This is a genomic window from Lentzea sp. NPDC059081, from assembly GCF_042738015.1.
Lineage (GTDB): Bacteria > Actinomycetota > Actinomycetes > Mycobacteriales > Pseudonocardiaceae > Lentzea.
On sequence record NZ_JBHYGW010000006.1, the window covers coordinates 115,012 to 138,764 of the forward strand.

A 23,753-nucleotide genomic window follows, 5' to 3' on the forward strand; every position below is an offset into this window, starting at 1 on the left:
GGATTGAAGTGGACCCGGCCCTGGACGCTCTGCGCGCCCGGCTGGCGGAGATCGTCGCGTCACCGCCGGACAACGCCGACGACCTCGTCGACACGCTGAGCGGTCTCGCCAAGCTCTCGAACCAGTGGTCCGAGGCGATCCAAGCGTTGCGCGCGCCCACCCGCAGACTGGTCGGGCCCGCGGCCGCCGCGTCCGTCAGCGTGGCCGCCCGGCGTGCGGAGGAGTCGTTCATCGAGCTGGAGATCACGCTCGGTGACGCGCTCGCGGCCGCGCCCCGCGCCGTCCGGCAGCCCTGACGCCGGTTCTTCCACTCCACGGAACCCACCCGATCGAGGGTGGTCAGACGGTTTACGTCTGGCATCCGAGACACCTCCGTTCGGAGGGTTTCCGCACGTCCTCACCCTGGCGGATGATTCGGCCGTCCGGGTTCGAGGGGTGGGAGGGGGTGTTCGGCTGTGCGCACGTGCGGCACACGGACCCCCGCGGCGGGTCACCCTCCGTGAGGGGGCATGATCGCGTATCCGACGCCCTCGGCTCACCGGGCGCGTGAGGACCGGACGTGGTCTGATCGCCGCCACGTGAGGATCGGCCGTACACAGTTTGGACTCGATCTCGAATGACCTCTGGTCTGCCCTGCCCCGTCTGCGAGGGGCCGGATCGACGTGGCAGCCTCGAGCGCTCCCTGCGGGTGCTCGCCGTCGACGACGAGGCGCCCGCGCTGGAAGATCTCGTGTACCTGCTGCGTTCCGACCCGCGCATCGCCCACGTGGAAGCGGTCACCGACGCGACGAAGGCGTTGCGGGTGCTGCACCGCGCCATGGACGCCGGTCAGCCGCTGGACGCCGTGTTCCTCGACATCCGGATGCCCGGGCTCGACGGTCTCGACCTCGCCCGCGTGCTCTCCCGGTTCGCGCAGCCGCCGCCCATCGTGTTCGTGACGGCGCACCAGCAGCCCGCGGTGGAGGCGTTCGAGCTCAAGGCGCTCGACTACCTGCTCAAGCCGGTGCGCCAGGAGCGCCTCGCCGAGTCCGTGCACCGCATCGTGCACGAGGTCTGGGACTCGAAGACGGCCGCCGAGCCCACCACTCCCCCGTCCGGCCAGCCCACCGCCGGCACGCCGCCCGAGGTCGGCGACGAGGTCATCCCCGTCGAGCTCGGGGGCGTCACGCGGTTCATCCGCCTCGCCGACATCCGGTACGTGGAGGCGCACGGCGACTACGCCCGCCTGCACACCGCGACGGGCAGTGGTCTGGTCCGCGCGGCGTTGAACGGGCTGGAGGAACGCTGGCGCAGCGCCGGGTTCGTCCGCATCCACCGCAGCCACCTGGTGTCGCTCGGGCACATCGACGAGATGCGCCTGGAGGACGGTCACCTCAGCGTCACGATCGGCGGCGCCGTGCTGCCGGTCAGCCGCCGGCACGCGAGACAGCTGCGGCAGCTGCTCGTCCGCCGCACCCGGCCCGCGCCGGTGCCCGGTGCCGTGCAACCGAGGAACGGGCTCGGATCGTGACCACGCCGCCACCACCCCACCGGCCGGTGCCGAAGCCGGCCCAGCGCGTGGTGGTGACGAGCCCGCGCACGCGGGCGCCCCGTGCGCGGCGGCCGTACTCGGGCACCCGCGAGATCAACGAGCAGAGCGAGCTCGGCGCCGTCTACATGCGCTCGCTGATCCGGGCGCAACGGCGGCTGGGCCTGTCGGTGTGCCTGGTGACGTGCGGGGCGCTCGCGCTGCTGCCGCTGCTGTTCGCGATCGAGCCGGAGCTGGGCAGGTTCCGGGTGCTCGGGCTCGGGTTGCCGTGGTTCCTGCTCTGCGTGGCGACCTGCCCGATGCTGCTGCTGGCCGGCTGGTTCTACGTGCGGCAGGCCGAACGCAGTGAGCGCGAGTTCGCGGAGCTGGTCGAACGTCCATGACGAGTGGGTACGCCGTCGTGGCGGTGGTGGTCGTCGTCTTGGGCACGATCCTGGTCGGCACCTACGGCCTGCGCGTCTCCCGGACCACGTCCGACTTCTACGTCGCCTCCCGCACCGTGTCGCCGTGGTGGAACGCGTCGGCGATCGGCGGCGAGTACCTGTCGGCGGCGTCGTTCGTCGGCATCGCGGGCCTGATCTTCGCCTACGGGCCGGACATGCTGTGGTTCCCCGTCGGCTACACGGCCGGGTACCTCGTGCTGCTCACGATGGTCGCGGCGCCGTTGCGGCGGTCCGGCGCCTACACGCTGCCCGACTTCGCCGAGGCGCGCTTCCGGTCGCGGATGGTGCGCGCGGTCGCGTCGATCCTGGCGCTGGCGATCGGCTGGCTGTACCTGTTGCCGCAGCTGGAGGGCGCGGGCCTGACGCTGAACACGGTCACGGGCGCGCCGGACTGGGTGGGCGCGCTGATCGTCACGGTCGTCGTGACGGTGAACGTGATGTCCGGCGGCATGCGGTCGATCACGTTCGTGCAGGCGTTCCAGTACTGGCTCAAGCTCACGGCGATCACCGTGCCGATCGTGTTCCTGGTCGTGGCGTGGCAGGTGAACGGCGCCCAGTCGCTGACCGAGCCGGAGTTCCCGGCCTTCCGGCAGGACACCGAGGTCGCGTTCCAGCGCCAGACCACGATCCACGCCGAGAAGCCGCTCGTGGTCAAAGGCACCGGCGAAGTCGACGGCGTGCGTTTCCAGAACCAGGACATCACGCTGAGCGAGGGCTACCACCGCATCGGCCAGGGCTCGGAGTTCGTCTTCCCCAAGGACGCGCCGGTCCCCCATCTGTCCACAATGGCCCACAACACCAATGCGCTGTGGTCGCTGCCGATGTCGAGCGGCGCGGACTTCCCGTTGTACGGCGCGTACTCGCTCATCATCGCGACTTTCCTGGGCACGATGGGCCTGCCGCACGTGATCGTGCGCTTCTACACCAACCCGAACGGCACGGCCGCGCGCCGCACGACGTTGATCGTCCTCGGCCTGCTGTCGGTCTTCTACTTCATGCCGCCGATCTACGGCGCGCTCGGCCGCATCTACACGCCGGAACTGCTGATGACCGGCCAGACCGACGCCGTGGTGCTGGTGCTGCCGGCCAGGGTGATCGACGGCATCGGCGGCCAACTGCTCGGCGCGCTGGTGGCGGGCGGCGCCTTCGCGGCGTTCCTCTCGACGTCCTCGGGCCTCGTCGTGTCGCTGGCGGGCGTCCTGTCGCAGGACGTGCTGCGGCTCGCGGGCGTGCGCGGGTTCCGGATCTCGGCGGTGCTGGCCGGGATCGTGCCGCTGGCGATGACGTTCGTGTCGACGGGCATGCCGGTGGCGGACATGGTGGGCCTGGCGTTCGCGGTGGCGGCGTCGTCGCTGTGCCCGTTGCTGCTGCTGGGAATCTGGTCGCCGAGGATCACGACCGTGGGCGCGGTGGCGGGCATGCTCGCCGGCGGCGTCCCGGCCCTGACCGCCGGTCTCGTGACGATGTTCGCCGACACCGGCGACGCCTGGTTCGAGGTGCTGCTCTCGCGTCCTGCCGCGTGGACGGTGCCGCTCGGCTTCGCGGTGATGTACGTGGTCTCGCTGCTCACCCAGCGCCACGTGCCACCGGGAGTGCAACGCACGATGGTCAAGCTCCACGCTCCCGAGAACCTCGGGCTGGACGGCTCGGGCTCCTCGTCCTCGGGCCACGAGCGAAGCTAGAAGGTGGCGTGACATGCAGGACTTCCTCACCGCCGCGGCGATCCTGGTCGTGGGCGGAGCCGCCGTGCTCGTCCTGTGGCGGGGCACGCGCACCAAGCACTCGCTCTCCACCGAGGCGCAACGCGTCACCTACGAGACCCTGCACACAGCCTGGTCCGCCGCCCCTCCCCTGCGTGCGGGCCTGGTCCCCGACGCCGCGAAGAAGTCGGCCAGACACCTCCGCACCCTCCTGGACACCCCGGCCCTCGCCCTGACCGACGAGACGGAGGTGGTGGCGTGGGAGGGAGTCTCCGACCACCACGCCGCCGACGCCATGTCCCAGGCCGAGGACGTCTTCCTGACGGGCCGCACCCAGGCCTTCGACATAGGCTGCGCCGAACCGAACTGCCCGATCAACTGCGCCGTGGTGGCCCCCCTGACCGTCGAGGGACGCGTGGTCGGCACCTTGGCCGCCTACTCCCGTGAAGCCTCAGCAGGCCTGGTGCGCGCCACCAACCAGGTGGCCCGCTGGGCGGCGGGCCAACTGGAACTGGCCGAGCTGGACCGCTCCCGGACCCGCCTGGTCGAGGCCGAGGTGCGCGCCCTGCGAGCCCAGATCTCCCCGCACTTCATCTACAACTCGCTCTCCGCCATCGCCTCCTACGTCCGCACCAACCCGGAACGCGCCCGCACCCTCCTGCTCGACTTCGCGGACTTCACCCGCTACTCCTTCCGCCGCCACGGCGACTTCACCACCCTGGCCGAGGAGCTCCGCTCGATCGACCAGTACCTGGCCCTGGAACGAGCCCGCTTCGGCGAACGCCTGAAGGTCACCCTCCAGGTAGCACCCGAGGTCCTCCCGGTGACCGTCCCGTTCCTCTGCCTGCAGCCCCTGGTCGAGAACGCCGTCCGGCACGGCATGGAGGGCAAGGTAGAGCCCGGCCACATCCAGATCTACGCCAACGACGGCGGCGCCGAGGCCCACATCACCATCGAGGACGACGGCATCGGCATGGACCCCGAGAAACTCCGCCGCACCCTGGCCGGCCAAGTCGACGAGTCAGCGGGCATCGGCCTGGGCAACATCGACGAACGCCTCCGCCGCGTCTACGGCGACGAGTACGGCCTGGTGGTGGAAACGGCCACCGGGCTGGGCACGAAGATCACCGTGCGGGTCCCGAAGTACCAGGCGGGCATCAACGGCATGTAACCGCACACGGAAACGGCGAAGCCGAGGCCCCAAGCGATGCCGAAGGCGAGCAGTAACAACCCCCCACGCACTCGCGACCGCGATGCCGAAGGCGAGCCGTACAGACCTTGCACAGATGGGTAGCGGTGAACCCACTCGTGGTTAGGCGATTGGGGCTTGACTTTGGGTGCGAGGTGCTACCACTAGTGGATCGGCCGGGTGCGAAGCATCCGGCCTTTTCCGGCCGAACCAGCGCCTCGCAAGGGCCCCGAAGTCAAGCCCCAATCGCAATCGTCGCGGAGCGGCGATGAACCCAGTCTTTCGTCCGAGGTGCACGCCCACGCTGGATCAGCCACAAAACCGCAATGGCGACCACGCAGGAACAAAAGCACCGGGGGCGCTCCCCCCAAAAGGGAAACGCCCCCGGCACCCGAGACCGACAACCTCACCCGGCAGCCTTCGCCGCCCGCCGATCAGCCGCATCCAGCACGGCCCGGATCCAGTCGAGCTCGTCGGTCCCGCAGGCCCCCTCGGCCGCGGCCCTGCGCAACCGCACCCACAGCCCGAGGTCGGTCCACTCCTGGAACCGCCGGTGCACCGTGGGAACGGTCACGCCGAAAGAAGCGGGCAGGTGCCGCCAGGCACAGCCCGAAGACAACACGAACACGATCGCGGTGAACACCGACCGGTTGCACACGCGACCACGGCCACCACCCTGCCGGCGCACCTTGGCCGGCGGGATCAGCGGCTCGACGACCGCCCACAGGTTCGGGGACACCAGACGGGCGGAGAGCTGGTCGATCACGTCGCCGCGACCACCCTCGGTGCGCTCCGGCCAGACCGGGGTGCGGGTCCAGGAGTCCTGGCGCTGCGCGTCGGCGGGCCGGGGGTCCTGGCGGAGGGACTCGGCGCGCTGGCGGGAGCGCAGCAGGGTGGCCAGGGCCGTCTCCTCGGCCGTCGAGCGGCGCTGGGGGACGGCGTAGCCCTGCGGCTGGGCCCCGCGGACGATCTCGGCGCCGACGGTGCGGCGGAAGGACGGGTTCGCCGCCAGCCTCGGGTCGACCGGCTGGCCGTAGCGGACCGGGACCTGGCCCTGGCGCGGCGGTACGGGGCGCTGGGGCACCTGGCGGGACGGGACCTGCCGCGCGAGCCGCGGGTCAGGGGTGCGTGCGTACTGCGAGTCGGCCATGGTGTGGTCCTCCGCCAGGACTTTTCCGTCTGATGACAGCGCTCACAGTAAGAAGGCGGTTACAGAGCAGGTAAGTGGTCGGGTCGAACGGGGCGATGAACGGGCGTGCGGTCACGATGCACGGCCGTCCCAGTTGAGACGAGTGGCGCACTGTCTGCGACGAACGGATAACCGGTCGTGGTACCGCTCCCACGATCGGGTGGCGCGGCGCCCAGCCGGTGGACACCTCCGGGTTCGACCGCAAGATCGTTGACGCTCGGGTTACCGTTCGAAGGTGAAGCTTTGGGCGACCAGCGACCTGCACGTCTCCTACCAGGACAACCGCGACGTGGTGAAGGCGATCACGGCACCGGGCCCCGAGGACTGGCTGATCGTCGCCGGCGACATCGGCGAGAAGTTCGCCGACGTCGAGTGGACGCTCGCGCAGCTCCGCCCGAAGTTCGCGAAGGTCGTGTGGTCGCCGGGCAACCACGAGCTCTGGACCACCAAGGACGACCCCAACCAGTCCCGCGGCGAGATGCGCTACAAGCAGCTCGTGGAGCTGTGCCGGGGGCTCGACGTGCTCACTCCCGAGGACCCGTACGCCGTCTTCGAGGGCGACGGGGGGCCGGTCACCGTCTGTCCACTGTTCCTCGGGTACGACTACTCCTTTCGGCCACCGGGTGCCACGGACGTGGAGTCGGCGCTCGCCATCGCGCGCGAGGCGGGCGTCGTGTGCACCGACGAGTACTTCCTGCACCCCGACCCGTACCCGTCCCGCGAGGCGTGGTGCCGGGCGCGGGTGGCGGAGACCGAGGAGCGCCTCGCCGCGGTGAGCGGTCGAACGGTCCTGATCAACCACTACCCGCTCGTCCGCGACCCCACGTTCGTGCTGCGCTACCCCGAGTTCGCGCTCTGGTGCGGCACCGCGCTGACGGCGGACTGGCACAAGCGGTTCGACGTCGCCGAGATGGTCTACGGCCACCTGCACATCCCCCGCACGACGCACTACGACGGCGTGCGCTTCGACGAGGTCTCGCTCGGCTACCCGCGCGAGTGGAAACCACGCGGCACCACCAGGGTGAAGCTGCACGACGTGCTGCGGGAGTCGTAGAGGTGCTGGAACAGCTTCTTCCCCCGCCCATCGCGGCGGCGGAGCGGTACGACGACGGGCAACCGGCCGACCTCTTCCCCGAGGAGGAGGCGCTGGTCGCCAACGCGGTGCCCAAGCGCCGGTCCGAGTTCGGCTCGGCTCGCGCGTGCGCCCGCGACGCGATGCGGCAGCTCGGCGTCGACCCCGTCCCCATCCTGTCCGGCCCGAAGCGCGAGCCGCAGTGGCCGGCGGGGCTCGTCGGCAGCCTGACTCACTGCGCCGGTTACCGCGCCGCGGCCCTCGCACGGGACACGGACTTCGCGACGATCGGCATCGACGCCGAGCCGCACGCGCCCGCGCCCGAAGGCGTGCTCGGGGCGATCGCGATCCAGGCGGAGCTGGACCGGATGCCGGGCCTGCGGGCGGAGGACCCGAAGATCTGCTGGGACCGGCTGCTGTTCAGCGCGAAGGAGTCGACCTACAAGGCCTGGTTCCCGGTGACGCGGCGGTGGCTGGGTTTCGAGGACGCCGACATCACGCTGTCCGCCGACGGCACGTTCCACTCGCGGATCCTGCTGCCGGACGCCCCGGTCGCCGGGTTCGCCGGGCGCTGGCTCGTGCAGGGCGACGTGCTGGTCACGGCCATCGCGGTGCCCGCCTGACGTCCTGGCCGAAAGACCAGGGTGTCAGGCTTGATCAACCGGGGTATGGAGTGGTGGGCTTAACCCTCGACCGCCGGGAGGCCACCATGGGCGAGGACGTCGCGAGGCACGAGTTCACGCGCGAGGACCGCACTCGGTACCGCACCAAGGTGCGCCGGTGCCTCGACGTGTTCGCGCGGATGCTGCGCGAGGCGCGCTTCGACTTCGAGAGGCCGATGACCGGCCTCGAGATCGAGATCAACCTCATCGACGAGCACGGCGATCCGGCGATGAAGAACCACGAGGCGCTGGAGGTCATCGACGACCCCGACTTCGTGACCGAGCTGGGCCAGTGGAACATCGAGATCAACGTCGCCCCGCGCCGGCTGGCGGGCGGCGGCATCACGTCGTTCGAGGAGACCGTCCGCCGCAGCCTGAACTCCGCGGAGGAGAAGGCGCGCGGGGTCGGCGCCCACATGGTGATCAACGGCATCCTGCCCACGTTGCGCCCCGGCGACATCTCCCCCGACCTGCTGTCGGGCAACCCGCGCTACGCCCTGCTCAACGAACAGGTGCTGGCCGCGCGGGGCGAGGACCTGCAGATCTCCATCGACGGCGTCGAGCGCCTGCACCTCACGTCGAGCTCGATCGTCCCCGAGGCGGCCTGCACCAGCACGCAGCTGCACCTGCAGGTCTCGCCGGAGCAGTTCCCCGCCTACTGGAACGCCGCCCAGGCGATCGCGGGCGTGCAGGTGGCCGTCGGCGCGAACTCGCCGTTCTTCCTCGGCAAGGAGCTGTGGCGGGAGACCCGCATCGCGCTGTTCCAGCAGGCCACCGACACCCGCGGCGACGAGCTGAAGGCCCAGGGCGTGCGCCCGCGCGTGTGGTTCGGCGAGCGGTGGATCAACTCGATCTTCGACCTGTTCGAGGAGAACGTCCGCTACTTCCCCGCGCTTCTGCCGATCACCGACGACGAGGACCCGCTCGCCGTGCTCGACAAGGGCGACACCCCGTCGTTGAGCGAGCTGAAGCTGCACAACGGCACCATCTACCGGTGGAACCGGCCCGTGTACGACGTGGTGCGGGACAAGCCGCACCTGCGAGTGGAGAACCGGGTGCTGCCGGCCGGTCCCACGATCGTCGACACGCTGGCCAATGCTGCTCTGTACTTCGGGCTCGTGCGGGCGTTGGCCGAGGATGAGCGTCCACTGTGGTCTCAGATGAGTTTTCAGGCTGCTGAGGAGAACTTCAACGCGGCTTCTCGGAACGGGATGGACGCGCAGATGTACTGGCCCGGGGTGGGGACTGTTCCCGTGGTGGAGCTGGTGTTGCGGCGGTTGTTGCCGTTGGCGCACGAGGGGTTGATCCGGTGGGGGGTCGACTCCGCTGAGCGGGATCGGTTGCTCGGGGTGATCGAGCAGCGGTGTTTGAGTGGGGTGAATGGCGCGACCTGGCAGGCTCGGGAGTTCCACCGGCACTACGACCACTCGCACATGGATCGGGCTGATGCTTTGCGGACCATGTTGCGGACTTATGTGGATTTGATGCATGCGAATGAGCCGGTGCACTCTTGGCCGGTTACCGGGTGAGTTCGTTGGCCTGAGTTCCAGCGTGGTCACCGTGCGTTGGACCGTGTCTGTTCCAGCGTGGTCATGCACCTCGGACGAAGACCTGGGTTCATCGCCGCTGCGCGACGATTGCGATTGGGGCTTGACTTCGGGGCCCTTGCGAGGCGCTGGTTCGGCCGGAAAAGGCCGGATGCTTCGCACCCGGCCGATCCACAAGTGGTAGCACCTCGCACCCAAAGTCAAGCCCCAATCGCCACACCACGAGTGGGCCCACCGCTACCCATCGGCGCAAGGTCTGCACGGCTCGCCTTCGGCATCGCGGTTAGAAGTGCGGGGGTTATTTCTGCTCGCCTTCGGCATCGCTTGGGGCCTCGGCTTCGCCGTTGGCAGTCCAGCGGAAAGGGCGGCGCGGCCGAGATCTCGCCGCACCGCCCACTGCCCTGCGTCAGCTCGTCGGGAAGTTGTCCGGGGTACGGATGCGTTCCCGCACCCACACCCCGGCCTCCTTCAGCACACCGGTCCCGGCGAACGTGTTGCCGGAGCAGGCGCCGGTCTTGAACACCGCGCCGGACAGGCCGTCGTCGGAGTAGTTCCAGTTGGCCCAGGAGATCTTCTTCGAGGCCATCAGGTCCAGGTACTTCTGCGACGTCGTGAAGTCGTTCGAGCCGCCGCCGGACGCGGTCTGCGTGCCGAACTCGGTGACGAAGACGGGGACCTCGGACGAGACGCGGTTCAGGACGTCGATGTAGGCCTGCTTGTGCGAGTTGGCGTAGAAGTGGAAGGAGTACATGAAGTTGGTGGCGTTGACCTTGTTGCCGAGGACCACCGACGGGTCCTCGCCGTCGGAGTGGCCGAAGGTCGACCAGCCGTTGGTGCCCGAGACGATCAGGCTGTCCGGGTCGATGTTCCGGATCACCGGGATCATCTGCTCGGCGTAGGACTTCACGCGGGCCCACGAGGTGCCGTTGGGCTCGTTGGCGATGTCGTAGATGATGTTGGTCTTGTCCTTGTGGCGCTGGGCGATCTCGGTGAAGAACGTCTTGGCGCGGGCCAGGTTGTAGTTCGGGTCGCCTGGAGAGAGCTGGTGCCAGTCGACCAGGACGTAGATGCCCCGGCGGGTGGCTTCCTCGATGTAGCCGTGCATCAGGTCGGTGAACTTGCGCGGGTCGGTCTCGTAGCCGTCTTCCTGGATGTACATGGCCACGCGGATGAAGTCGGCGTTCCAGTCGTTCACGAGTGCGTCCCACCAGGCCGACTTGGCGCACTGGTGGTACCACTGGATGCCGTGCGTGCTCATGCCGCGCAGCTGGATCGGCTTGCCGTACTGGTTGCAGAGCTGCACGCCGCAGACGCGCAGCAGGCCGTTGACGTCGTGCGGCCTGGAGCCGCCTGAGCCTGCCAGGGTGCGGACCGTGATGGCGTTCGAGGCGCCGGAGAGGTTGCCGGCCGCGTCACGGGCCTGGACGGTGAAGGTGTAGCTCGTGTCCGGGGTCAGACCGGTCACGGTGTGGGTGGTGCCGGTGGCGGTCTGGCCGTTGGACAGCACGTAGCCCGTCACGCCCACGTTGTCGGTGGACGCGTCCCAGGCCAGGGAGACCGAGGACGACGTGGTGCCGGTCGAGCGCAGGGTGCCGGGGATCGACGGGGCGACGGTGTCCGGGGTGCCGGAGGCGGCGTCCACGTCGATGCGGTCGAGGTTCGGGCCGCCGTTGGACGTGGTGGCGACCGTCTTGATCTTGTTGGTGCCCGCCGTGAGGGTGACGGCGATGCTGCGCGTGGTCCACGAGGTCCACGCGCCGGTGCTCGGGAACGCGAGGGCGGGCGCCGTCACGGAGCCGTTCACCGAGATGTCCATCGGGCGGTTGGCCGTCTGGCCGTTGGCGAAGCGGAACGTGAGCGTCGCCGGGCCCGCGCTCGCCGCGGTCACGGTGAACTCGACGGAGCTGCCGGCCTCGTTGTCGTAGTTGACGAAGCCCGAGCCGGTGAAGCCGGCGTGGTTCGACTCGACGACGCCGTGGGCGATCGTCGCGTTCTCCGCCTGGTACTGGACAGGGGCGGCGACCGCGACGGCGGGCAGGGAGAGCGCCAACGCCGCGGGCAGGAGCAACAGCAGGGGTCTGGCCACAGGTGCCTCCAAGGATGAGGTGAACAGTGGCGGCGATTTAGTTAGGAAGGTTTCCTATCAGTGGTGGGACAGATCACAGCACCAGACCTCTGCCCGTGTCAACAAATTCGGGCGACCGGAACAACTCGGGTGGGGCATCCTCGACTCCTGATGCGATCCACAGTCACCGTGACACCAGCACAGCTTCCGGAGGTGCTGCTGCACGTCGCCGTCGTCGGGCCGGTCTTCCTCTGGGGAGCACCGGGTATCGGCAAGTCCTCGCTCGTCCGGAAGTTCGCCGCCGAGCTGGGCCTGGAGTGCGTGACGCTGCTGGGCACGCAGCTCGCGCCGGAGGACCTGATCGGCGTGCCGGAACTGGTCGGCGGCCGGTCCCGGTTCGCGCCGCCCGAGACCATCGCGCGCCACGACCCCTACTGCCTGTTCCTCGACGAGCTCAACGCGAGCAGCCCCGAGGTCCAGAAGGCCTTCTACTCGCTGATCCTCGACCGGCGCATCGGCTCCTACGAGCTGCCGAAGGGCTCGATCGTCATCGGGGCCGGCAACCGGGCCGTCGACAACGCGCTGGCGCGGCCGATGGCGTCCGCGCTGGTGAACCGCATGGTGCACGTGCACCTCACGGCGTCGGCGAAGGACTGGCTCGCGTGGGCGCGGGAGAACGGCATCCACCCGTGGGTGCTGGAGTACCTGACGCAGCGGCCCGACCACCTGTGGAGCGCCGCGCCCAAGGTCGAGGAGACGTTCTCCACGCCGCGCGGCTGGCACATGCTGTCCGACGCGCTGCACTCGTTCGGCGAGGGCATCTCCGAGGACGTGCTCGGAGTGCTGGCGTTCGGCACGGTCACGGCGAACCACGCGTCGATGTTCAAGGCGTACGTGAAGACCGTGCGGCACGCCTACGGGCTGGAGGCCGTGCTGCGCGGGGACGCCCGCTGGCCGTCCGCGCCCCAGGACCGCGACCTGCTCTACTTCCTCGCCGAGGCGTTCCGGGCGCGGCTGGTGAAGGAGCTGCCGCACGACAAGGCGCACGCGCCGGCGGCGGGCAAGCAGCTCGCGCACCGCGGCAAGGCGCTGCTGCTCGACCTGGCCGAGCTGTCGCTGGAGATCGCGCAGATGGTGATCGCGGCCGACGACGACGGCAACCCGGTGCTGCCCGCGTGGTTCCTCGTCGAGGTGACGCGCGACCTGCCGCGGCTGGTGGCCGCACGGACATGACGGATCTCCGGCGATGACGCGGCGTCCGAAGGTCGACCAGGCGGCGCTGGCGTTCGCGGCGGCGGACCGGCGGATCAACTCGCATCCGCTGTTCGCCGCCCTCAGCACGTACGTGCGCAGGCAGTCCGACCACCCGTGGGCGGACATCACGCTCGACGGCATGCTGCTCGCCCACCCGGCCCGCAAGGCCGGGGAGGAAGAGTGGACGTGGGTCTTCGCGCACTGCCTGCTGCACCTGGGTTTCGGCACCTTCGACTGCGACGAGGTGCTGGACTTCCAGCCGGCGCTCAAGTTCGGCACGCGCCCGTTCTCCTGGGAACCGGGGCGGTGCGTGCGCGGCGAGGAGTCGAAGAACCCCGAGAAGTGGGCGAACCGGTTCGCCGCCGGGCTCTCCAACGCCGCCGTCGCCGCGATCGACGTGGCGGGTGGCGCGCGTTCGTCGCTGACTGACGCGCGGCCGGTCAAGACCGAGTGGGACCTCGCGCTCGGCTGGTTCGTGTCGAACTACCCGCTGCTGGGCGCGCTGGCGTCGACGATGACCGTGGTGGCCGACGCCGAACTGGCGCGCGGCTGGGACATCTCGATCGCGGCGGTGTCGGCGGCGTCGGCCGAGATCTACGTGAACCCGTTGGCGGGCCTGACCAAGCCGGAGTGGCGGTTCGTCCTCGCGCACGAGATGCTGCACGCCGCGCTGCGGCACGGCGACCGGGCGGGCGGGCGCGACCCGCACCTGTGGAACATCGCCGCCGACTTCGTGGTCAACGGCTGGCTGGTCGAGATGGGCGTCGGGTCGCCTCCCCGGGGCGTGCTGCACGACCCGGAGCTGCGCGGGCTGTCCGCGGAGTCCGTCTACGACCGGATCGCGGTGGACCTGCGCCGGTACCGCAAGCTGCTCACGTTGCGGGGCAGGCAGGGCGACCTGCTCGGAGAGCCACTTCGCGGCCCCTCCGACGTCACGGACCTCGACGAGTTCTACCGGCGCGCGCTGCTGACCGGTCTGAGCTACCACACGTCCTCGCGCGGTCTGCTGCCCGCGGGACTGGTCGAGGAGATCCGCGCGCTGGAGCACCCGCCGCTGTCGTGGGACGCCCAGCTGGCGCGGTGGTTCGAGGAGTTCGTTCCCGCCGCGGAGAAGCGCCGTTCGTACGCGCGGGCGTCCCGCCGGCAGGCGTCCACTCCGGACATTCCGCGGCCGGGGTGGGTGCGGCCGGAGTCGCTGGAGGCGCGGCCGACGTTCGGCGTCGTGCTGGACACGTCCGGGTCGATGGACCCGAAGCTGCTGGGCAAGGCTCTCGGCGCGATCGCCTCCTACGCCGCGGCACGTGACGTGCCCGCCGCACGCGTGGTTTTCTGTGACGCGATGGCATACGACGCGGGGTACGTGCCCGTCGAGGACATCGCGGGCAGGGTGACGGTGCGCGGGCGCGGCGGCACGGTGCTGCAGCCCGGAGTCGACCTGCTCGAACGCGCCGACGACTTCCCCTCCGCAGGCCCGGTTCTGGTCATCACCGACGGCGGTTGCGACGTGCTGCGGATCCGCCGCGAGCACGCGTTCCTGATCCCGGCGGGCGCACACCTGCCGTTCCGCGCGCGTGGCCCGGTCTTCCGGATGTCCTGATGGAGATCGCCTGTGACGAGTCGGGGTCCGAGGGCGAGAAGCTCGTCGGCGGGGTCACGGCGGTCTTCGCGCACGCCGGGGTCCGGTTCACGCACGAGGAGGCGCGGGCGTGCGTCGAGTCGCTGCGGGAGATGATCAAGTCGCCGGCGGTGGAGTACAAGGCGAACCACCTGCTGCGCCAGAAGAACCGCTGGGTGCTGCTGTGGTTCCTCGGGCCCGACGGTCCGCTCGCGGGCAAGGCGCGCGTGCAGCTCGTGGACAAGCGGCGGTTCCTCGCCTCACGGGTGCGCGCGGAGTTCGGTGCGGTGAGCGGGCCTCTGGAGCTCTACAACGACCTGCTGCGCGCCCGCGGACCGAGGGGCGCGCTCGACCCGTTGTTCCCGGCGATCCTGCGCGCGGTCGCGCAGTGGCAGGGGGCGGTGTCGATCGTCCACGACCAGCAGCTGTCGCTCACCGACGGGCGCATCCGGCAGCTCAAGAAGCTCGCCCCACGACTGCGCAGCCTGACTCTGGTTGACTCTCAGCACGACGCACGCGTGCAGGTGGCCGATTTCCTGGCCGGCATAGCGCGGCGGGTCGCGGAAGAAGAACTCAACGGACGACCTGACCGCGAGGTGATCGAGTTGTTGATGCCGTTCGTCGCAGGACCGGGGATGTGGCATGCCTGACGCCATTTTCGCCGACCCCCGGCTCGCGAAGCTGTACGACGCGTTCGACGGACCGCGCGAGGACCTGAAGCTGTACCTGGGCATCGCCGACGAGGTCAGGGCCACGACCGTGCTCGACGTCGGCTGCGGCACGGGGTGCCTGGCCGTCGAGCTGGCGGCGTCCGGCCGCACCGTGATCGGGGTGGACCCGGCGCTGGCCTCGCTGGAGGTCGCGCGGGCCAAGGACGCGCGGGTCACCTGGATCCACGGCGACGCGACGACGTTGCCCCCGATGTCGGTCGACCTGGCGACGATGACGGGCAACGTGGCCCAGGTGTTCCTCGGCGACGACTGGGAGGACGCCCTGCGAGCCGTGCACCGCGCGCTGCGGCCGGGCGGCCACCTCGTGTTCGAGACGCGCCGGCCGGAACGCCGGGCCTGGGAGGACTGGTCGCGCGCGGAGCCGCGGGTGCGTGCCGGGGTGCGGGAGCAGCTCGAACTGGTCGGTGTGGGCCTGCCGTTCGTCTCGTTCCGCCACACCTACACGTTCCCGGACGGCTCGGTGGTCACCTCGGACTCGACGCTGCGGTTCCGCTCGCGGCCCGAGGTCGAGAAGAGCCTGGCGGGGTGCGGGTTCGAGGTCGTGGACGTGCGGGACGCGCCGGACCGGCCGGGGCGCGAGCACGTGTTCGTGGCGCGGAAGGTCAGCGCGGGACCGGTTTCCGGGCGACGCCCCTGAGCCGGGCGACGCCGCGGCTCAGCTGACCAGCGCGGGTTGCTTCCACGCCTGCGCCAGCCACGGCAGGATCCGCGGCAGCCGGTCCGCCACGACGTCGTGCAGCACCAGCACGATCCGCCCCGACCGCGCGGGTCCGGCGTCGAGCCACACGACGTGCATCAGCACGCCTGTCTGGAGGTCGAGCCCCGCCTCCGCCTCCGCGAGGGCGGCGGGGGTGGCGGCGGCGGGGTCGGCCACCTCGTGGTGGGCGAAGCCGGATCGGCGGAGCTCGGGATGCAGTTCCACCAGGGACTCCATCGCCGCGGCCAGGCGACCCACGCCCAGCCCTGCCCGCACCTGCACCGTCATCGCTCTCACGTTAGGAGAGCCTAACCTAGGCTCCACTTCGGGTCGCGGCCACTGAGGCCCAGGACACGGTCGAGCACGGGCGCGGTCGAGTCGACCTCCACCGCGGCTCCGAAGAGCGAGCCGTCGCGGTCGTCGGGGCCGATCGACGACACGAAGCCGTGGACGACCTGGAGCAGGTCCTCCTCGACCTCGAAGTCCTGGCCGGTGGCGCGGGCGAGGTCCCAGCCGTGCAGGACGATCTCGTCCAGCGCCACGGCCGCCGCCACCTCGCCGGGCAGGTCGACGCCGCCCGCCGCGGTCATGCCCTCCCAGGCTTCCGGTGCCCGCCACGCCTGCGCGAGCTCGGTCAGCCGCGCCGGGATCGACTCGCGGAAGTCGAGCGGCAACCGGGCCGCGTCGCCCGTCCCGCTGCCGGTCACCGGCGTCTTGCGCGCGGCCATCGTGAACGCGAGCGCAAGGCCGTGCACGTGGTCGAGCAGGTCGGCGACCGCGTACTCGGGACAGGGCGTCGGCGCCTTGAGGTCGCGGTCCGTCACGCCGCGCACCACTCCTGCCAGCCGGTCGGCCGCGGGGGTCAGGTCGAACATCAGTAGCCGTCTCCTCCCCAGAACTGCTCCTCGAGCGTGTCCGCCGTGCCGGCGAGCAGCTGGAGCGGATCGGTGAACTCGTGGATGTCGAGGTCGGCCAGCGGCAGCGAGTGCCGCACGACCACGTGCTCGCCGATGATCGCGAGGCCGCACGCGACGGTGGAGGCTCCGACCTCCTCGAGCACGGCGCGGAGGTCCACCTGCGACGCGAGGCCGCACGGAGAGGCGATCTGCACCCACTCGTGCATCTTGTCGAGCACTTCCCTGACGATGATCACGACCTGCGTGCGCTCGTCCTCGTCCTCGTCCTCCCCGAAGGTGAAGAGGATCCTCAGCTCTTCGCCCTCGTCGTGGATGACGTCGTACTCGGCGCGGACGTAATCCGCGAGGTCTCCCCAACTCGCCATGGCGCAACCCTACTGGCCGCGATGGCCCACAGCCCGACGACGAGCACGGCGCCGACCTCGGCCACGAGCAAGATCCTCTCGATGTAGCCCAACGGGAACACGCGCCACCACCGAACGCCGGACGTCATCCCCATCGCAATGGCGTACAAGATCGGCATGAATGCGACAACGCTCACCAATCCGGACGCCATCGTCCACCTGGCGTGTCGCCCCCACACGTCGTGCCGCGTCCAGGGCCGCGCGAGCAGGATGATCGCGATCGGCAGGCTCACGAACGCGACCATGCTGCCGAACCGGTGGATGCTGCCGCTGAGCTCGTTGGTGCCCATCGCCCAGTTCGTCTTCGGGAACGCGACGACGAGCAGCAGGCCGACCGACCACAGGACCAGCGCGACCGAGCCGGCCGACCGCCACCTGGCCAGTCCCTTGTGCACGAGGGCCAGCAGGATCGCGAGCGACCCGAACGCGAGCAGCAGCACGGCGACGTCGAACACCGTGCGGTAGTCGCCCAGCGCGTACTCGCTGATCGTGCGGCGCATCGGACCGATGGTCAGGTCGAGCAGGCCGACCATCGCGACCGTGGCGACGACGGCGAGGGAACCGCCGGCGGCGGCTAGTCGAGGAATCAGCACATAACGGTCAACGCCCCGGTGAACGCGCGGGGTTCCTGCATTCAGGAACCTGACAGGAACCGCTCAGGTCAGCACGCTGCCGCAGGTGATGTTGACCTGAGCGCCCGTGATCGTGCGACCCCAGTCCGACGCCGCGAACAGCGCCGCCCTGCCCACGTCCTCCAGCGTCGCGACCCTGGTCAGCGGCGACCGCCGGAGCATGTCGGGTTCGACCTGACCGCGGAAGTCCTCCGGCACCGACTCGGGCACGCCCGCCGTCTGCAACGTCACCACGCGGACGCCGTGCGGCCCGAGCTCCACCGCGAGCTGGCGGCGCATCGACTCGACCGCGTCGAACGCCGCGAGCAACCCGCCGAGCTGCCAGTCCCGGTGCGCGCTCGCGTCGCCGGTGCCACCGAAGAACAGGATGACGCCCGACTTCTGCCTGGTCATGTGCCGTGCGGCCGCCCTGGCGGTGAGGAACTTCGACCGGACCGCCGAGACGACGGGGCTCAGGTAGTCCTCGACGCTCATCTCGACCATCGGCGTGCCCTGGACGTCGTTGTCGGTCGTCACGTTGACGGAGATGTCGAGGCGGTCGAACGTGGCGGCGTGCTCGTCCACCGCCCGCTCGTCGAGAGCGTCCACCACGGCGTACCGCGCGCCGAGCTGCTCGGCCCTGGCGCGCAGCGTCGCCTCGGTCCGGCCCGCGAGGTGGACCTCGGCACCCGCCTGGACGAACGCCGCGGCGATGGCACCGCCGATGCTGCCCGCGCCGCCGTAGATGACGGCGACCTTCCCGTTGAGATCCAGCTCCCGTCCGGTCATGGCAGGAGACGATAACTCCTATTTGAGCGCTTCCGCCGCCTCTGCTGACACGGCTTGCGCCACCGCGGTGAGCGCCGGCGAGTCGAGCTTCCACTGCTGCCAGTACAGCGGCACGGACACCACGCGGCCCGGCGCGAGGTCGACCAGGCCGTCCTGCAACTGCTGCGGCGGCACCATCCCCCAGCCCAGGCCCGCGACGATCGCCCGCACGTACACCTCGGACGACGGCACGTAGTGGCGGTGCTCGGACGCGCCACGGCCGCGGGTGAGCGTGCGCACGAACCTGTCCTGCAGGTCGTCGTTGCGGTCGAACACGACGACCGGCGCCTGAGGCAGCCACGACTTCAGCGGGCCGCTCTCGTACCGTTCCACGAAGGACGGCGAAGCCATTGCGGCATAACGGATGTGGCCGAGCTTGCGCACCTCGCAGCCCGCGACCGGTTCCTTCGACGACGTCACCGCCGCCATCACCAGTCCCTGGCGCAGCAACGCCGTCGTGTGGTCCTGGTCCTCGCGGTGCAGGTCGAACGAGATCCTGAGCTCCGGCAGAACCCGTTGCAGGGCGGGCAGGAACCACGTGGCGAGCGAGTCGGCGTTCACGGCGACCGGCACGCGCACGACGGCGTCCTCGCCCAGCGCCGCGTCCAGGTCCTGGTCGAGCGCGAGCAGTTGGCGACCGTAGCGGACCAGCACCTCGCCCGACGGGGTCAGCCGCACCGGGCGGGCGCGCACCAGCAGCACCCGGCCGGTGCGGTGTTCGAGGGCCTTGATCCGTTGCGAGACAGCGGAGGGCGTGACGTGCAACGCCGCGGCCGCCGCGTCGAACGTGCCCGCGTCGACGACGGCCAGCAGCGTGCGCACCAGGTCGAGATCCATCACGAGCGCTAATGCTACGTAAGAATCTTTAGCTGTTCTCATCTAAAACGCGTCAATACCGTTCTGCGGTGTGACTGACCTCCTCCTCGGCTTCGGCACCATGATGACCCTGATCGTCGCGATCGGCGCGCAGAACGCTTTCGTGCTGCGCCAAGGACTTCGACGGCACGCCGTGGCGAAGGTGGTCGCCGTCTGCGCCGTCTCGGACGCGATCCTGGTCGCGGTGGGCGTCGCCGGGTTCGGTGCGGTCGTGCGGAAGTGGCCGTCGCTGGTCACCGCCGCCGCGGTCGTGGGCGGGATCTTCCTGCTGGGGTACGGGTTCCTGGCGGCCCGGCGGGCACTGCGGCCGTCCTCGATGGATGTCTCCGGCGAACCGTCCGGACGACCCGTGCTCACGGCGCTCGCGCTGACGTGGCTCAACCCGCACGTGTACCTCGACACGCTGTTCCTGCTCGGGTCGATCGCGGCCGGCCGGTGGCTCTTCGGGGTCGGCGCGGTGACGGCGAGCGTCCTGTGGTTCGTCGCACTGGGGTTCGGCGCCCGCCTGCTCAGCCCGCTGTTCGCGAGGCCGCGCGCGTGGCGGGTACTCGACGGCGTGGTCGCCGCCGTGATGACGGTCCTCGGAGTCGCCTTGATCGCCGGCGCGTGACACGCGCATCTTGGGTGGTGATCAAGCGGCCACCACCACATGTAGTATCTGCCGCGCTGGTGGTTCACCGGCCCGGAGCAACGGGCGGGTGAGGCAAGAGGGAACCCGGTGGAAGTCCGGGACTGCCCCGCAGCGGTGAGTGGGAACGAAAGCCGTCAACGAAGCACTGGGCCCAGGCCTGGGAAGCGACGGCCGGTAGGAGCGTGCCCGGCGCCCACGAGTCCGAAGACCTGCCACTGGTGTGCGCGCAAGCCTGCGCGCACTACACGGTGCCCCGAGGGAGGGCGGCTGTGTGCACCGGTGGCGTGTCCACCGGCGCGCGCACGCGTTCTCTCGGGCTTGCTCGCGAGGAGAGAGCGTGCCCGACCAGCCGACACCGCTGGACCGACTATCAGGGGTCGTCCACGAAGCGTGTGCCGACCTGCCCAACGCCTCGGCCGAGGCGGTCCTCGCCGAGACGAAGCGGAACCTCTACGACGGCATCACCGACGCCGAGCTGGCCCTGGCACCGATCATGGCCGCCCGCGCGATGGTCGAGCTCGACCCGGACTACTCCTACGTCAGCGCCCGGCTGCTGCTGGACAAGCTGCGCACCGAGGCGTGCGGAGTGCCGCTGACGCACGCCGAGATGACCGAGCGCTACCCGTCGTACTTCGCCTCGTTCGTCCACCACGGCATCGAGCTGGGCCAGCTCGACCCCCGGCTCGCGGACTTCGACCTCGCCCGGCTCGGCGCGGCACTGGACGCGTCCCGTGACCTGAACTTCCAGTTCCTGGGCATGCAGACGCTGTACGACCGCTACTTCCTGCACCACGACGACCGCCGCTACGAGCTGCCGCAGGCGTTCTTCATGCGCGTGGCCATGGGTCTCGCGCTGCAGGAGGACGACCGCGACGCCCGCGCGATCGAGTTCTACGAGCTGCTCTCGTCGTTCGACTTCATGTGCTCGACGCCGACGCTGTTCAACTCGGGCACCACGCGGCCGCAGCTGTCGTCGTGCTTCCTGACGACCGTGGACGACGACCTCGCCTCGATCTTCCACGGCATCAGCAACAACGCGCTGCTGTCGAAGTTCGCCGGTGGGCTGGGGAACGACTGGACGCCGGTGCGCGGGATCGGTGCGCACATCAAGGGGACCAACGGCAAGTCACAGGGCGTGGTGCCGTTCCTGAAGATCGCGAACGACACGGCGGTGGCGGTCAACCAGGGAGGAAAACGCAAGGGCGCGGTCTGCGCCTACCTCGAGACCTGGCACATCGACGTCGAGGAGTTCCTCGACCTGCGCAAGAACACCGGCGACGAGCGCCGCCGCACCCACGACATGAACACCGCGAACTGGGTGCCGGACGAGTTCCTGCGCCGGGTGCGCGCCGGTGGTCAGTGGACGCTCTTCTCCCCCGACGAGGTGCCCGACCTGCACGACGCGTTCGGCGCGGAGTTCGCCGAGAAGTACCGGGCCTACGAGGAGAAGGCCGACAACGGCGAGATCAAGGTCTTCCGCCGGCTGCCCGCCGTCGACCTGTGGCGGCGGATGCTGACCATGCTGTTCGAGACCGGCCACCCGTGGATCACGTTCAAGGACCCGTGCAACCTGCGGTCGCCGCAGCAGCACAGCGGGGTCGTGCACTCGTCGAACCTGTGCACGGAGATCACCCTCAACACCGCGGTCGACGAGGTCGCGGTGTGCAACCTGGGCAGCGTCAACCTCGCCCGGCACGTGACCGGCGGCGGCATCGACCACGCGCGGCTCGAGAAGACCGTGCGGACGGCCGTGCGGATGCTCGACAACGTCGTCGACGTGAACTACTACACGATCCCGGAAGCGAAGAACTCCAACCTGCGGCACCGGCCGGTGGGCCTGGGGCTGATGGGCTTCCAGGACGCGTTGTTCACGCTCGGCACGCCGATGGCGTCGCAGGAGGCCGTCGAGTTCGCCGACCGCAGCATGGAGGAGATCAGCTACTACGCCATCGAGGCGTCCGCCGATCTCGCGCGGGAACGCGGCGCGTACGAGTCGTTCGACGGATCGTTGTGGAGCAGGGGGATCCTGCCGATCGACTCGCTGGAGATCCTCGCCGCGAGCCGCGCCGACGGCGAGCTCCAGGTGAACCGCGAGTCCACATTGGCTTGGGATGCCGTGCGGACCAAGGCCCGGAGCGGCATGCGGAACTCGAACGTCATGGCCATCGCGCCGACCGCGACGATCGCCAACATCACCGGCGTGAACCAGTCGATCGAACCGCTCTACCGCAACCTGTACGTGAAGTCGAACATGTCCGGCGACTTCACCGTCGTCAACCCCGACCTGGTGCGGGCGCTCAAGCAGCGCAAGCTGTGGGACGAGCGGATGATCTCCGACCTCAAGCTGCACGACGGCAGCCTCGGCGCGATCGACCGCGTGCCGCCGTATCTGAAGGCCTTGTACGCCACGGCGTTCGAGGTCGACAGCTCCTGGCTGGTCGAGGCGGGGTCGCGCCGGCAGAAGTGGATCGACCAGGCGCAGTCGCTGAACCTCTACCTGGCCCAGCCGAGCGGCCGCAAGCTCGACGAGCTGTACCAGCTGGCGTGGCTGCGCGGGCTGAAGACGACCTACTACCTGCGCACGCAGAGCGCGACCCACGTGGAGAAGTCCACGTTGCAGGGCACCGACGGCAAGCTCAACGCCGTCTCCCCCGTCGCCGTGACCGACCCGAACTGCTCCATCACCGACCCCGACTGCGAGGCCTGCCAGTAATGAGCGACATCGAAGCCGGCGCCGCACGGGTGAGCGTCGACGACAAGGCGATGATCAACTGTCGCGCCGACGTCAACCAGCTGCTGCCGCTCAAGTACCACTGGGCGTGGGAGAAGTACCTCAACGGCTGCAACAACCACTGGATGCCGACCGAGGTCTCGATGCAGGCCGACATCGGCCTGTGGAAGTCGAAGGACGGGCTGACCGACGAGGAACGCCGCATGATCAAGCGGAACCTCGGCTTCTTCGCCACGTCGGAGTCGTTGGTGGCCAACAACATCGTGCTCGCGGTGTACCGGCACCTGACCAACCCCGAGTGCCGCCAGTACCTGCTGCGGCAGGCCTTCGAGGAGGCCGTGCACACTCACACGTTCCAGTACATCTGCGAGTCGCTCGGCCTCGACGAGGGCGAGCTGTTCAACATGTACCGGGAGATCCCGTCCATCACGGACAAGGCCGCGTGGGCGTTGCAGTTCACGCAGCACCTGGAGGACCCGGAGTTCAAGACCGGCACGCCCGACAAGGACCAGGCGTTCCTCAAGGACCTCGTCGCGTTCTACGTGGTCTTCGAGGGCATGTGGTTCTACACGGGGTTCGCGCAGATCCTGTCGCTCGGCCGGCGCAACAAGATGGTCGGCATCGCCGAGCAGTACCAGTACATCCTGCGCGACGAGTCGATCCACCTGAACTTCGGCATCGACGCGATCAACCAGATCAAGATCGAGAACCCGCACCTGTGGAACGACGTGTTCCAGAAGGAGGTGCGCACGATGCTCGCCGAGGGGTGCGAGCTGGAGATCGCCTACGGCCGCGACACGATGCCGGGCGGGATCCTGGGGCTCAACGCCGACCTGTGCGAGCAGTACATGCGGTTCATCACGAACCGCCGCTGCGCGCAGCTCGGCCTGGAGCCGGTGTGGGCGCAGACGGAGAACCCGTTCCCGTGGATGTCGGAGATGATGGACCTGAAGAAGGAGAAGAACTTCTTCGAGACCCGTGTCATCGAGTACCAGAACGGTGGCTCGCTGGAGTGGTGAGCCGAGGCGGGTGGTCGCACGTCCGCGCGACCACCCGCCGTTCG

General features: G+C 69.7%; 22 protein-coding genes, 1 pseudogene and 1 riboswitch. Of the genes and pseudogenes, 15 read left to right on the plus strand and 8 right to left on the minus strand.

Annotation, left to right across the window (positions count from 1 at the left end):
• Positions 1–8: 8 nt before the first annotated feature.
• From ACFWV3_RS15930 to ACFWV3_RS15950, 5 genes are all read left to right on the plus strand, one after another.
• Positions 9–296: a hypothetical protein gene (locus tag ACFWV3_RS15930; RefSeq protein WP_382411938.1), complete on the plus strand. Its 288-nt coding sequence runs from the start codon at positions 9–11 to the stop codon at positions 294–296.
• A 320-nt stretch (positions 297–616) separates the two neighbouring features.
• Entirely contained in the window at positions 617–1,510 is an 894-nt protein-coding gene (locus ACFWV3_RS15935; RefSeq protein ID WP_382411939.1) for a LytR/AlgR family response regulator transcription factor, read from the plus strand.
• Positions 1,507–1,911 carry a hypothetical protein gene (locus ACFWV3_RS15940; RefSeq protein WP_382411940.1) on the plus strand — a complete coding sequence of 135 codons (405 nt, stop codon included), beginning with the start codon at positions 1,507–1,509 and terminating at the stop codon, positions 1,909–1,911. The genes ACFWV3_RS15935 and ACFWV3_RS15940 overlap by 4 nt, the downstream gene beginning before the upstream one ends.
• Positions 1,908–3,653: a cation acetate symporter gene (locus ACFWV3_RS15945; RefSeq protein ID WP_382411942.1), complete on the plus strand. Its 1,746-nt coding sequence runs from the start codon at positions 1,908–1,910 to the stop codon at positions 3,651–3,653. Before ACFWV3_RS15940 ends, ACFWV3_RS15945 begins: the two co-directional genes overlap by 4 nt.
• Positions 3,654–3,666: 13 nt before the next feature.
• Positions 3,667–4,842 carry a sensor histidine kinase gene (locus ACFWV3_RS15950; protein ID WP_382411944.1) on the plus strand — a complete coding sequence of 392 codons (1,176 nt, stop codon included), beginning with the start codon at positions 3,667–3,669 and terminating at the stop codon, positions 4,840–4,842.
• 436 nt (positions 4,843–5,278) lie between these two features.
• Here the strand turns inward: ACFWV3_RS15950 and ACFWV3_RS15955 are convergent.
• Positions 5,279–5,626, minus strand: a pseudogene (locus ACFWV3_RS15955) (transposase); the annotation flags it as partial.
• 658 nt (positions 5,627–6,284) lie between these two features.
• Here ACFWV3_RS15955 and ACFWV3_RS15960 point away from each other — a divergent pair.
• The 3 genes from ACFWV3_RS15960 (at position 6,285) to ACFWV3_RS15970 (ending at position 9,312) form a co-directional block, all read left to right on the plus strand.
• Positions 6,285–7,103, plus strand: a complete 819-nt coding sequence (locus tag ACFWV3_RS15960) for a metallophosphoesterase family protein (protein WP_382411946.1) — start codon at positions 6,285–6,287, stop codon at positions 7,101–7,103.
• A 2-nt stretch (positions 7,104–7,105) separates the two neighbouring features.
• On the plus strand, positions 7,106–7,744 hold the full coding sequence (locus ACFWV3_RS15965) for a 4'-phosphopantetheinyl transferase (RefSeq protein WP_382411948.1): 639 nt from the start codon (positions 7,106–7,108) through the stop codon (positions 7,742–7,744).
• Between the two features lie 86 nt (positions 7,745–7,830).
• Complete coding sequence (locus ACFWV3_RS15970; RefSeq protein WP_382411949.1) at positions 7,831–9,312, plus strand: glutamate--cysteine ligase; 1,482 nt, start codon at positions 7,831–7,833, stop codon at positions 9,310–9,312.
• 424 nt (positions 9,313–9,736) lie between these two features.
• Here the strand turns inward: ACFWV3_RS15970 and ACFWV3_RS15975 are convergent, their stop codons facing one another.
• The gene (locus tag ACFWV3_RS15975; RefSeq protein ID WP_382411951.1) at positions 9,737–11,416 is read right to left on the minus strand and encodes a cellulase family glycosylhydrolase; all 1,680 of its coding nucleotides are present in this window, start codon (positions 11,414–11,416) and stop codon (positions 9,737–9,739) included.
• Positions 11,417–11,584: 168 nt separating this feature from the next.
• Here ACFWV3_RS15975 and ACFWV3_RS15980 point away from each other — a divergent pair, with 168 nt between their 5' ends.
• The 4 genes from ACFWV3_RS15980 to ACFWV3_RS15995 are packed head-to-tail and all read left to right on the plus strand — an operon-like array spanning position 11,585 to position 15,632.
• Positions 11,585–12,628 (plus strand): ATP-binding protein, encoded by a 1,044-nt coding sequence (locus ACFWV3_RS15980; protein ID WP_382411953.1) that lies wholly within the window; start codon positions 11,585–11,587, stop codon positions 12,626–12,628.
• Between the two features lie 13 nt (positions 12,629–12,641).
• Complete coding sequence (locus tag ACFWV3_RS15985) at positions 12,642–14,246, plus strand: hypothetical protein (protein ID WP_382411954.1); 1,605 nt, start codon at positions 12,642–12,644, stop codon at positions 14,244–14,246.
• Positions 14,246–14,914, plus strand: a complete 669-nt coding sequence (locus ACFWV3_RS15990; RefSeq protein WP_382411955.1) for a DUF3800 domain-containing protein — start codon at positions 14,246–14,248, stop codon at positions 14,912–14,914. The genes ACFWV3_RS15985 and ACFWV3_RS15990 overlap by 1 nt, the downstream gene beginning before the upstream one ends.
• Positions 14,907–15,632 (plus strand): class I SAM-dependent methyltransferase, encoded by a 726-nt coding sequence (locus tag ACFWV3_RS15995; protein WP_382411956.1) that lies wholly within the window; start codon positions 14,907–14,909, stop codon positions 15,630–15,632. The genes ACFWV3_RS15990 and ACFWV3_RS15995 overlap by 8 nt, the downstream gene beginning before the upstream one ends.
• Positions 15,633–15,650: 18 nt before the next feature.
• On the opposite strand, the gene ACFWV3_RS16000 is transcribed toward ACFWV3_RS15995, so the two are convergent.
• The 6 genes from ACFWV3_RS16000 to ACFWV3_RS16025 all read right to left on the minus strand — a co-directional run bounded on the left by ACFWV3_RS16000 (position 15,651) and on the right by ACFWV3_RS16025 (position 19,289).
• Positions 15,651–15,980, minus strand: coding sequence for a hypothetical protein (locus tag ACFWV3_RS16000; protein ID WP_382411957.1), 330 nt, complete (start codon positions 15,978–15,980; stop codon positions 15,651–15,653).
• Between the two features lie 20 nt (positions 15,981–16,000).
• Entirely contained in the window at positions 16,001–16,567 is a 567-nt protein-coding gene (locus tag ACFWV3_RS16005) for a TIGR03086 family metal-binding protein (RefSeq protein WP_382411958.1), read from the minus strand.
• Positions 16,567–16,974 (minus strand): hypothetical protein, encoded by a 408-nt coding sequence (locus ACFWV3_RS16010; RefSeq protein WP_382411959.1) that lies wholly within the window; start codon positions 16,972–16,974, stop codon positions 16,567–16,569. The genes ACFWV3_RS16005 and ACFWV3_RS16010 overlap by 1 nt, the downstream gene beginning before the upstream one ends.
• Positions 16,899–17,606 carry a DUF998 domain-containing protein gene (locus tag ACFWV3_RS16015; protein ID WP_382411960.1) on the minus strand — a complete coding sequence of 236 codons (708 nt, stop codon included), beginning with the start codon at positions 17,604–17,606 and terminating at the stop codon, positions 16,899–16,901. The genes ACFWV3_RS16010 and ACFWV3_RS16015 overlap by 76 nt, the downstream gene beginning before the upstream one ends.
• Before the next feature lie 63 nt (positions 17,607–17,669).
• On the minus strand, positions 17,670–18,413 hold the full coding sequence (locus tag ACFWV3_RS16020; protein ID WP_382411961.1) for an SDR family oxidoreductase: 744 nt from the start codon (positions 18,411–18,413) through the stop codon (positions 17,670–17,672).
• 18 nt (positions 18,414–18,431) lie between these two features.
• Positions 18,432–19,289 carry a LysR family transcriptional regulator ArgP gene (locus ACFWV3_RS16025; protein ID WP_382412335.1) on the minus strand — a complete coding sequence of 286 codons (858 nt, stop codon included), beginning with the start codon at positions 19,287–19,289 and terminating at the stop codon, positions 18,432–18,434.
• 100 nt (positions 19,290–19,389) lie between these two features.
• Here ACFWV3_RS16025 and ACFWV3_RS16030 point away from each other — a divergent pair, with 100 nt between their 5' ends.
• From ACFWV3_RS16030 to ACFWV3_RS16040, 3 genes are all read left to right on the plus strand, one after another.
• Positions 19,390–19,938 carry a LysE/ArgO family amino acid transporter gene (locus ACFWV3_RS16030; RefSeq protein ID WP_382412336.1) on the plus strand — a complete coding sequence of 183 codons (549 nt, stop codon included), beginning with the start codon at positions 19,390–19,392 and terminating at the stop codon, positions 19,936–19,938.
• Positions 19,939–19,981: 43 nt separating this feature from the next.
• Positions 19,982–20,191, plus strand: a riboswitch (cobalamin riboswitch).
• A 105-nt stretch (positions 20,192–20,296) separates the two neighbouring features.
• A complete protein-coding gene (locus tag ACFWV3_RS16035; protein WP_382411962.1) occupies positions 20,297–22,672 on the plus strand; it encodes a ribonucleoside-diphosphate reductase subunit alpha in 2,376 nt (791 codons plus the stop codon).
• The gene (locus ACFWV3_RS16040; protein ID WP_382411963.1) at positions 22,672–23,709 is read left to right on the plus strand and encodes a ribonucleotide-diphosphate reductase subunit beta; all 1,038 of its coding nucleotides are present in this window, start codon (positions 22,672–22,674) and stop codon (positions 23,707–23,709) included. The genes ACFWV3_RS16035 and ACFWV3_RS16040 overlap by 1 nt, the downstream gene beginning before the upstream one ends.
• The last annotated feature ends 44 nt before the right edge of the window (positions 23,710–23,753 follow it).

Excerpts from the sequence above, each read along its gene's own strand:
- ACFWV3_RS15935 (WP_382411939.1), top strand. The coding sequence starts at position 617 with ATGACCTCTGGTCTGCCCTGCCCCGTCTGCGAGGGGCCGGATCGACGT.
- ACFWV3_RS15945 (WP_382411942.1), top strand. The coding sequence starts at position 1,908 with ATGACGAGTGGGTACGCCGTCGTGGCGGTGGTGGTCGTCGTCTTGGGC.
- ACFWV3_RS15950 (WP_382411944.1), top strand. The coding sequence starts at position 3,667 with ATGCAGGACTTCCTCACCGCCGCGGCGATCCTGGTCGTGGGCGGAGCC.
- ACFWV3_RS15970 (WP_382411949.1), top strand. The coding sequence starts at position 7,831 with ATGGGCGAGGACGTCGCGAGGCACGAGTTCACGCGCGAGGACCGCACT.
- ACFWV3_RS15985 (WP_382411954.1), top strand. The coding sequence starts at position 12,642 with ATGACGCGGCGTCCGAAGGTCGACCAGGCGGCGCTGGCGTTCGCGGCG.
- ACFWV3_RS15990 (WP_382411955.1), top strand. The coding sequence starts at position 14,246 with ATGGAGATCGCCTGTGACGAGTCGGGGTCCGAGGGCGAGAAGCTCGTC.
- ACFWV3_RS15995 (WP_382411956.1), top strand. The coding sequence starts at position 14,907 with ATGCCTGACGCCATTTTCGCCGACCCCCGGCTCGCGAAGCTGTACGAC.
- ACFWV3_RS16000 (WP_382411957.1), bottom strand. The coding sequence starts at position 15,980 with ATGACGGTGCAGGTGCGGGCAGGGCTGGGCGTGGGTCGCCTGGCCGCG.
- ACFWV3_RS16005 (WP_382411958.1), bottom strand. The coding sequence starts at position 16,567 with ATGTTCGACCTGACCCCCGCGGCCGACCGGCTGGCAGGAGTGGTGCGC.
- ACFWV3_RS16010 (WP_382411959.1), bottom strand. The coding sequence starts at position 16,974 with ATGGCGAGTTGGGGAGACCTCGCGGATTACGTCCGCGCCGAGTACGAC.
- ACFWV3_RS16020 (WP_382411961.1), bottom strand. The coding sequence starts at position 18,413 with ATGACCGGACGGGAGCTGGATCTCAACGGGAAGGTCGCCGTCATCTAC.
- ACFWV3_RS16025 (WP_382412335.1), bottom strand. The coding sequence starts at position 19,289 with ATGGATCTCGACCTGGTGCGCACGCTGCTGGCCGTCGTCGACGCGGGC.
- ACFWV3_RS16030 (WP_382412336.1), top strand. The coding sequence starts at position 19,390 with ATGATGACCCTGATCGTCGCGATCGGCGCGCAGAACGCTTTCGTGCTG.
- ACFWV3_RS16040 (WP_382411963.1), top strand. The coding sequence starts at position 22,672 with ATGAGCGACATCGAAGCCGGCGCCGCACGGGTGAGCGTCGACGACAAG.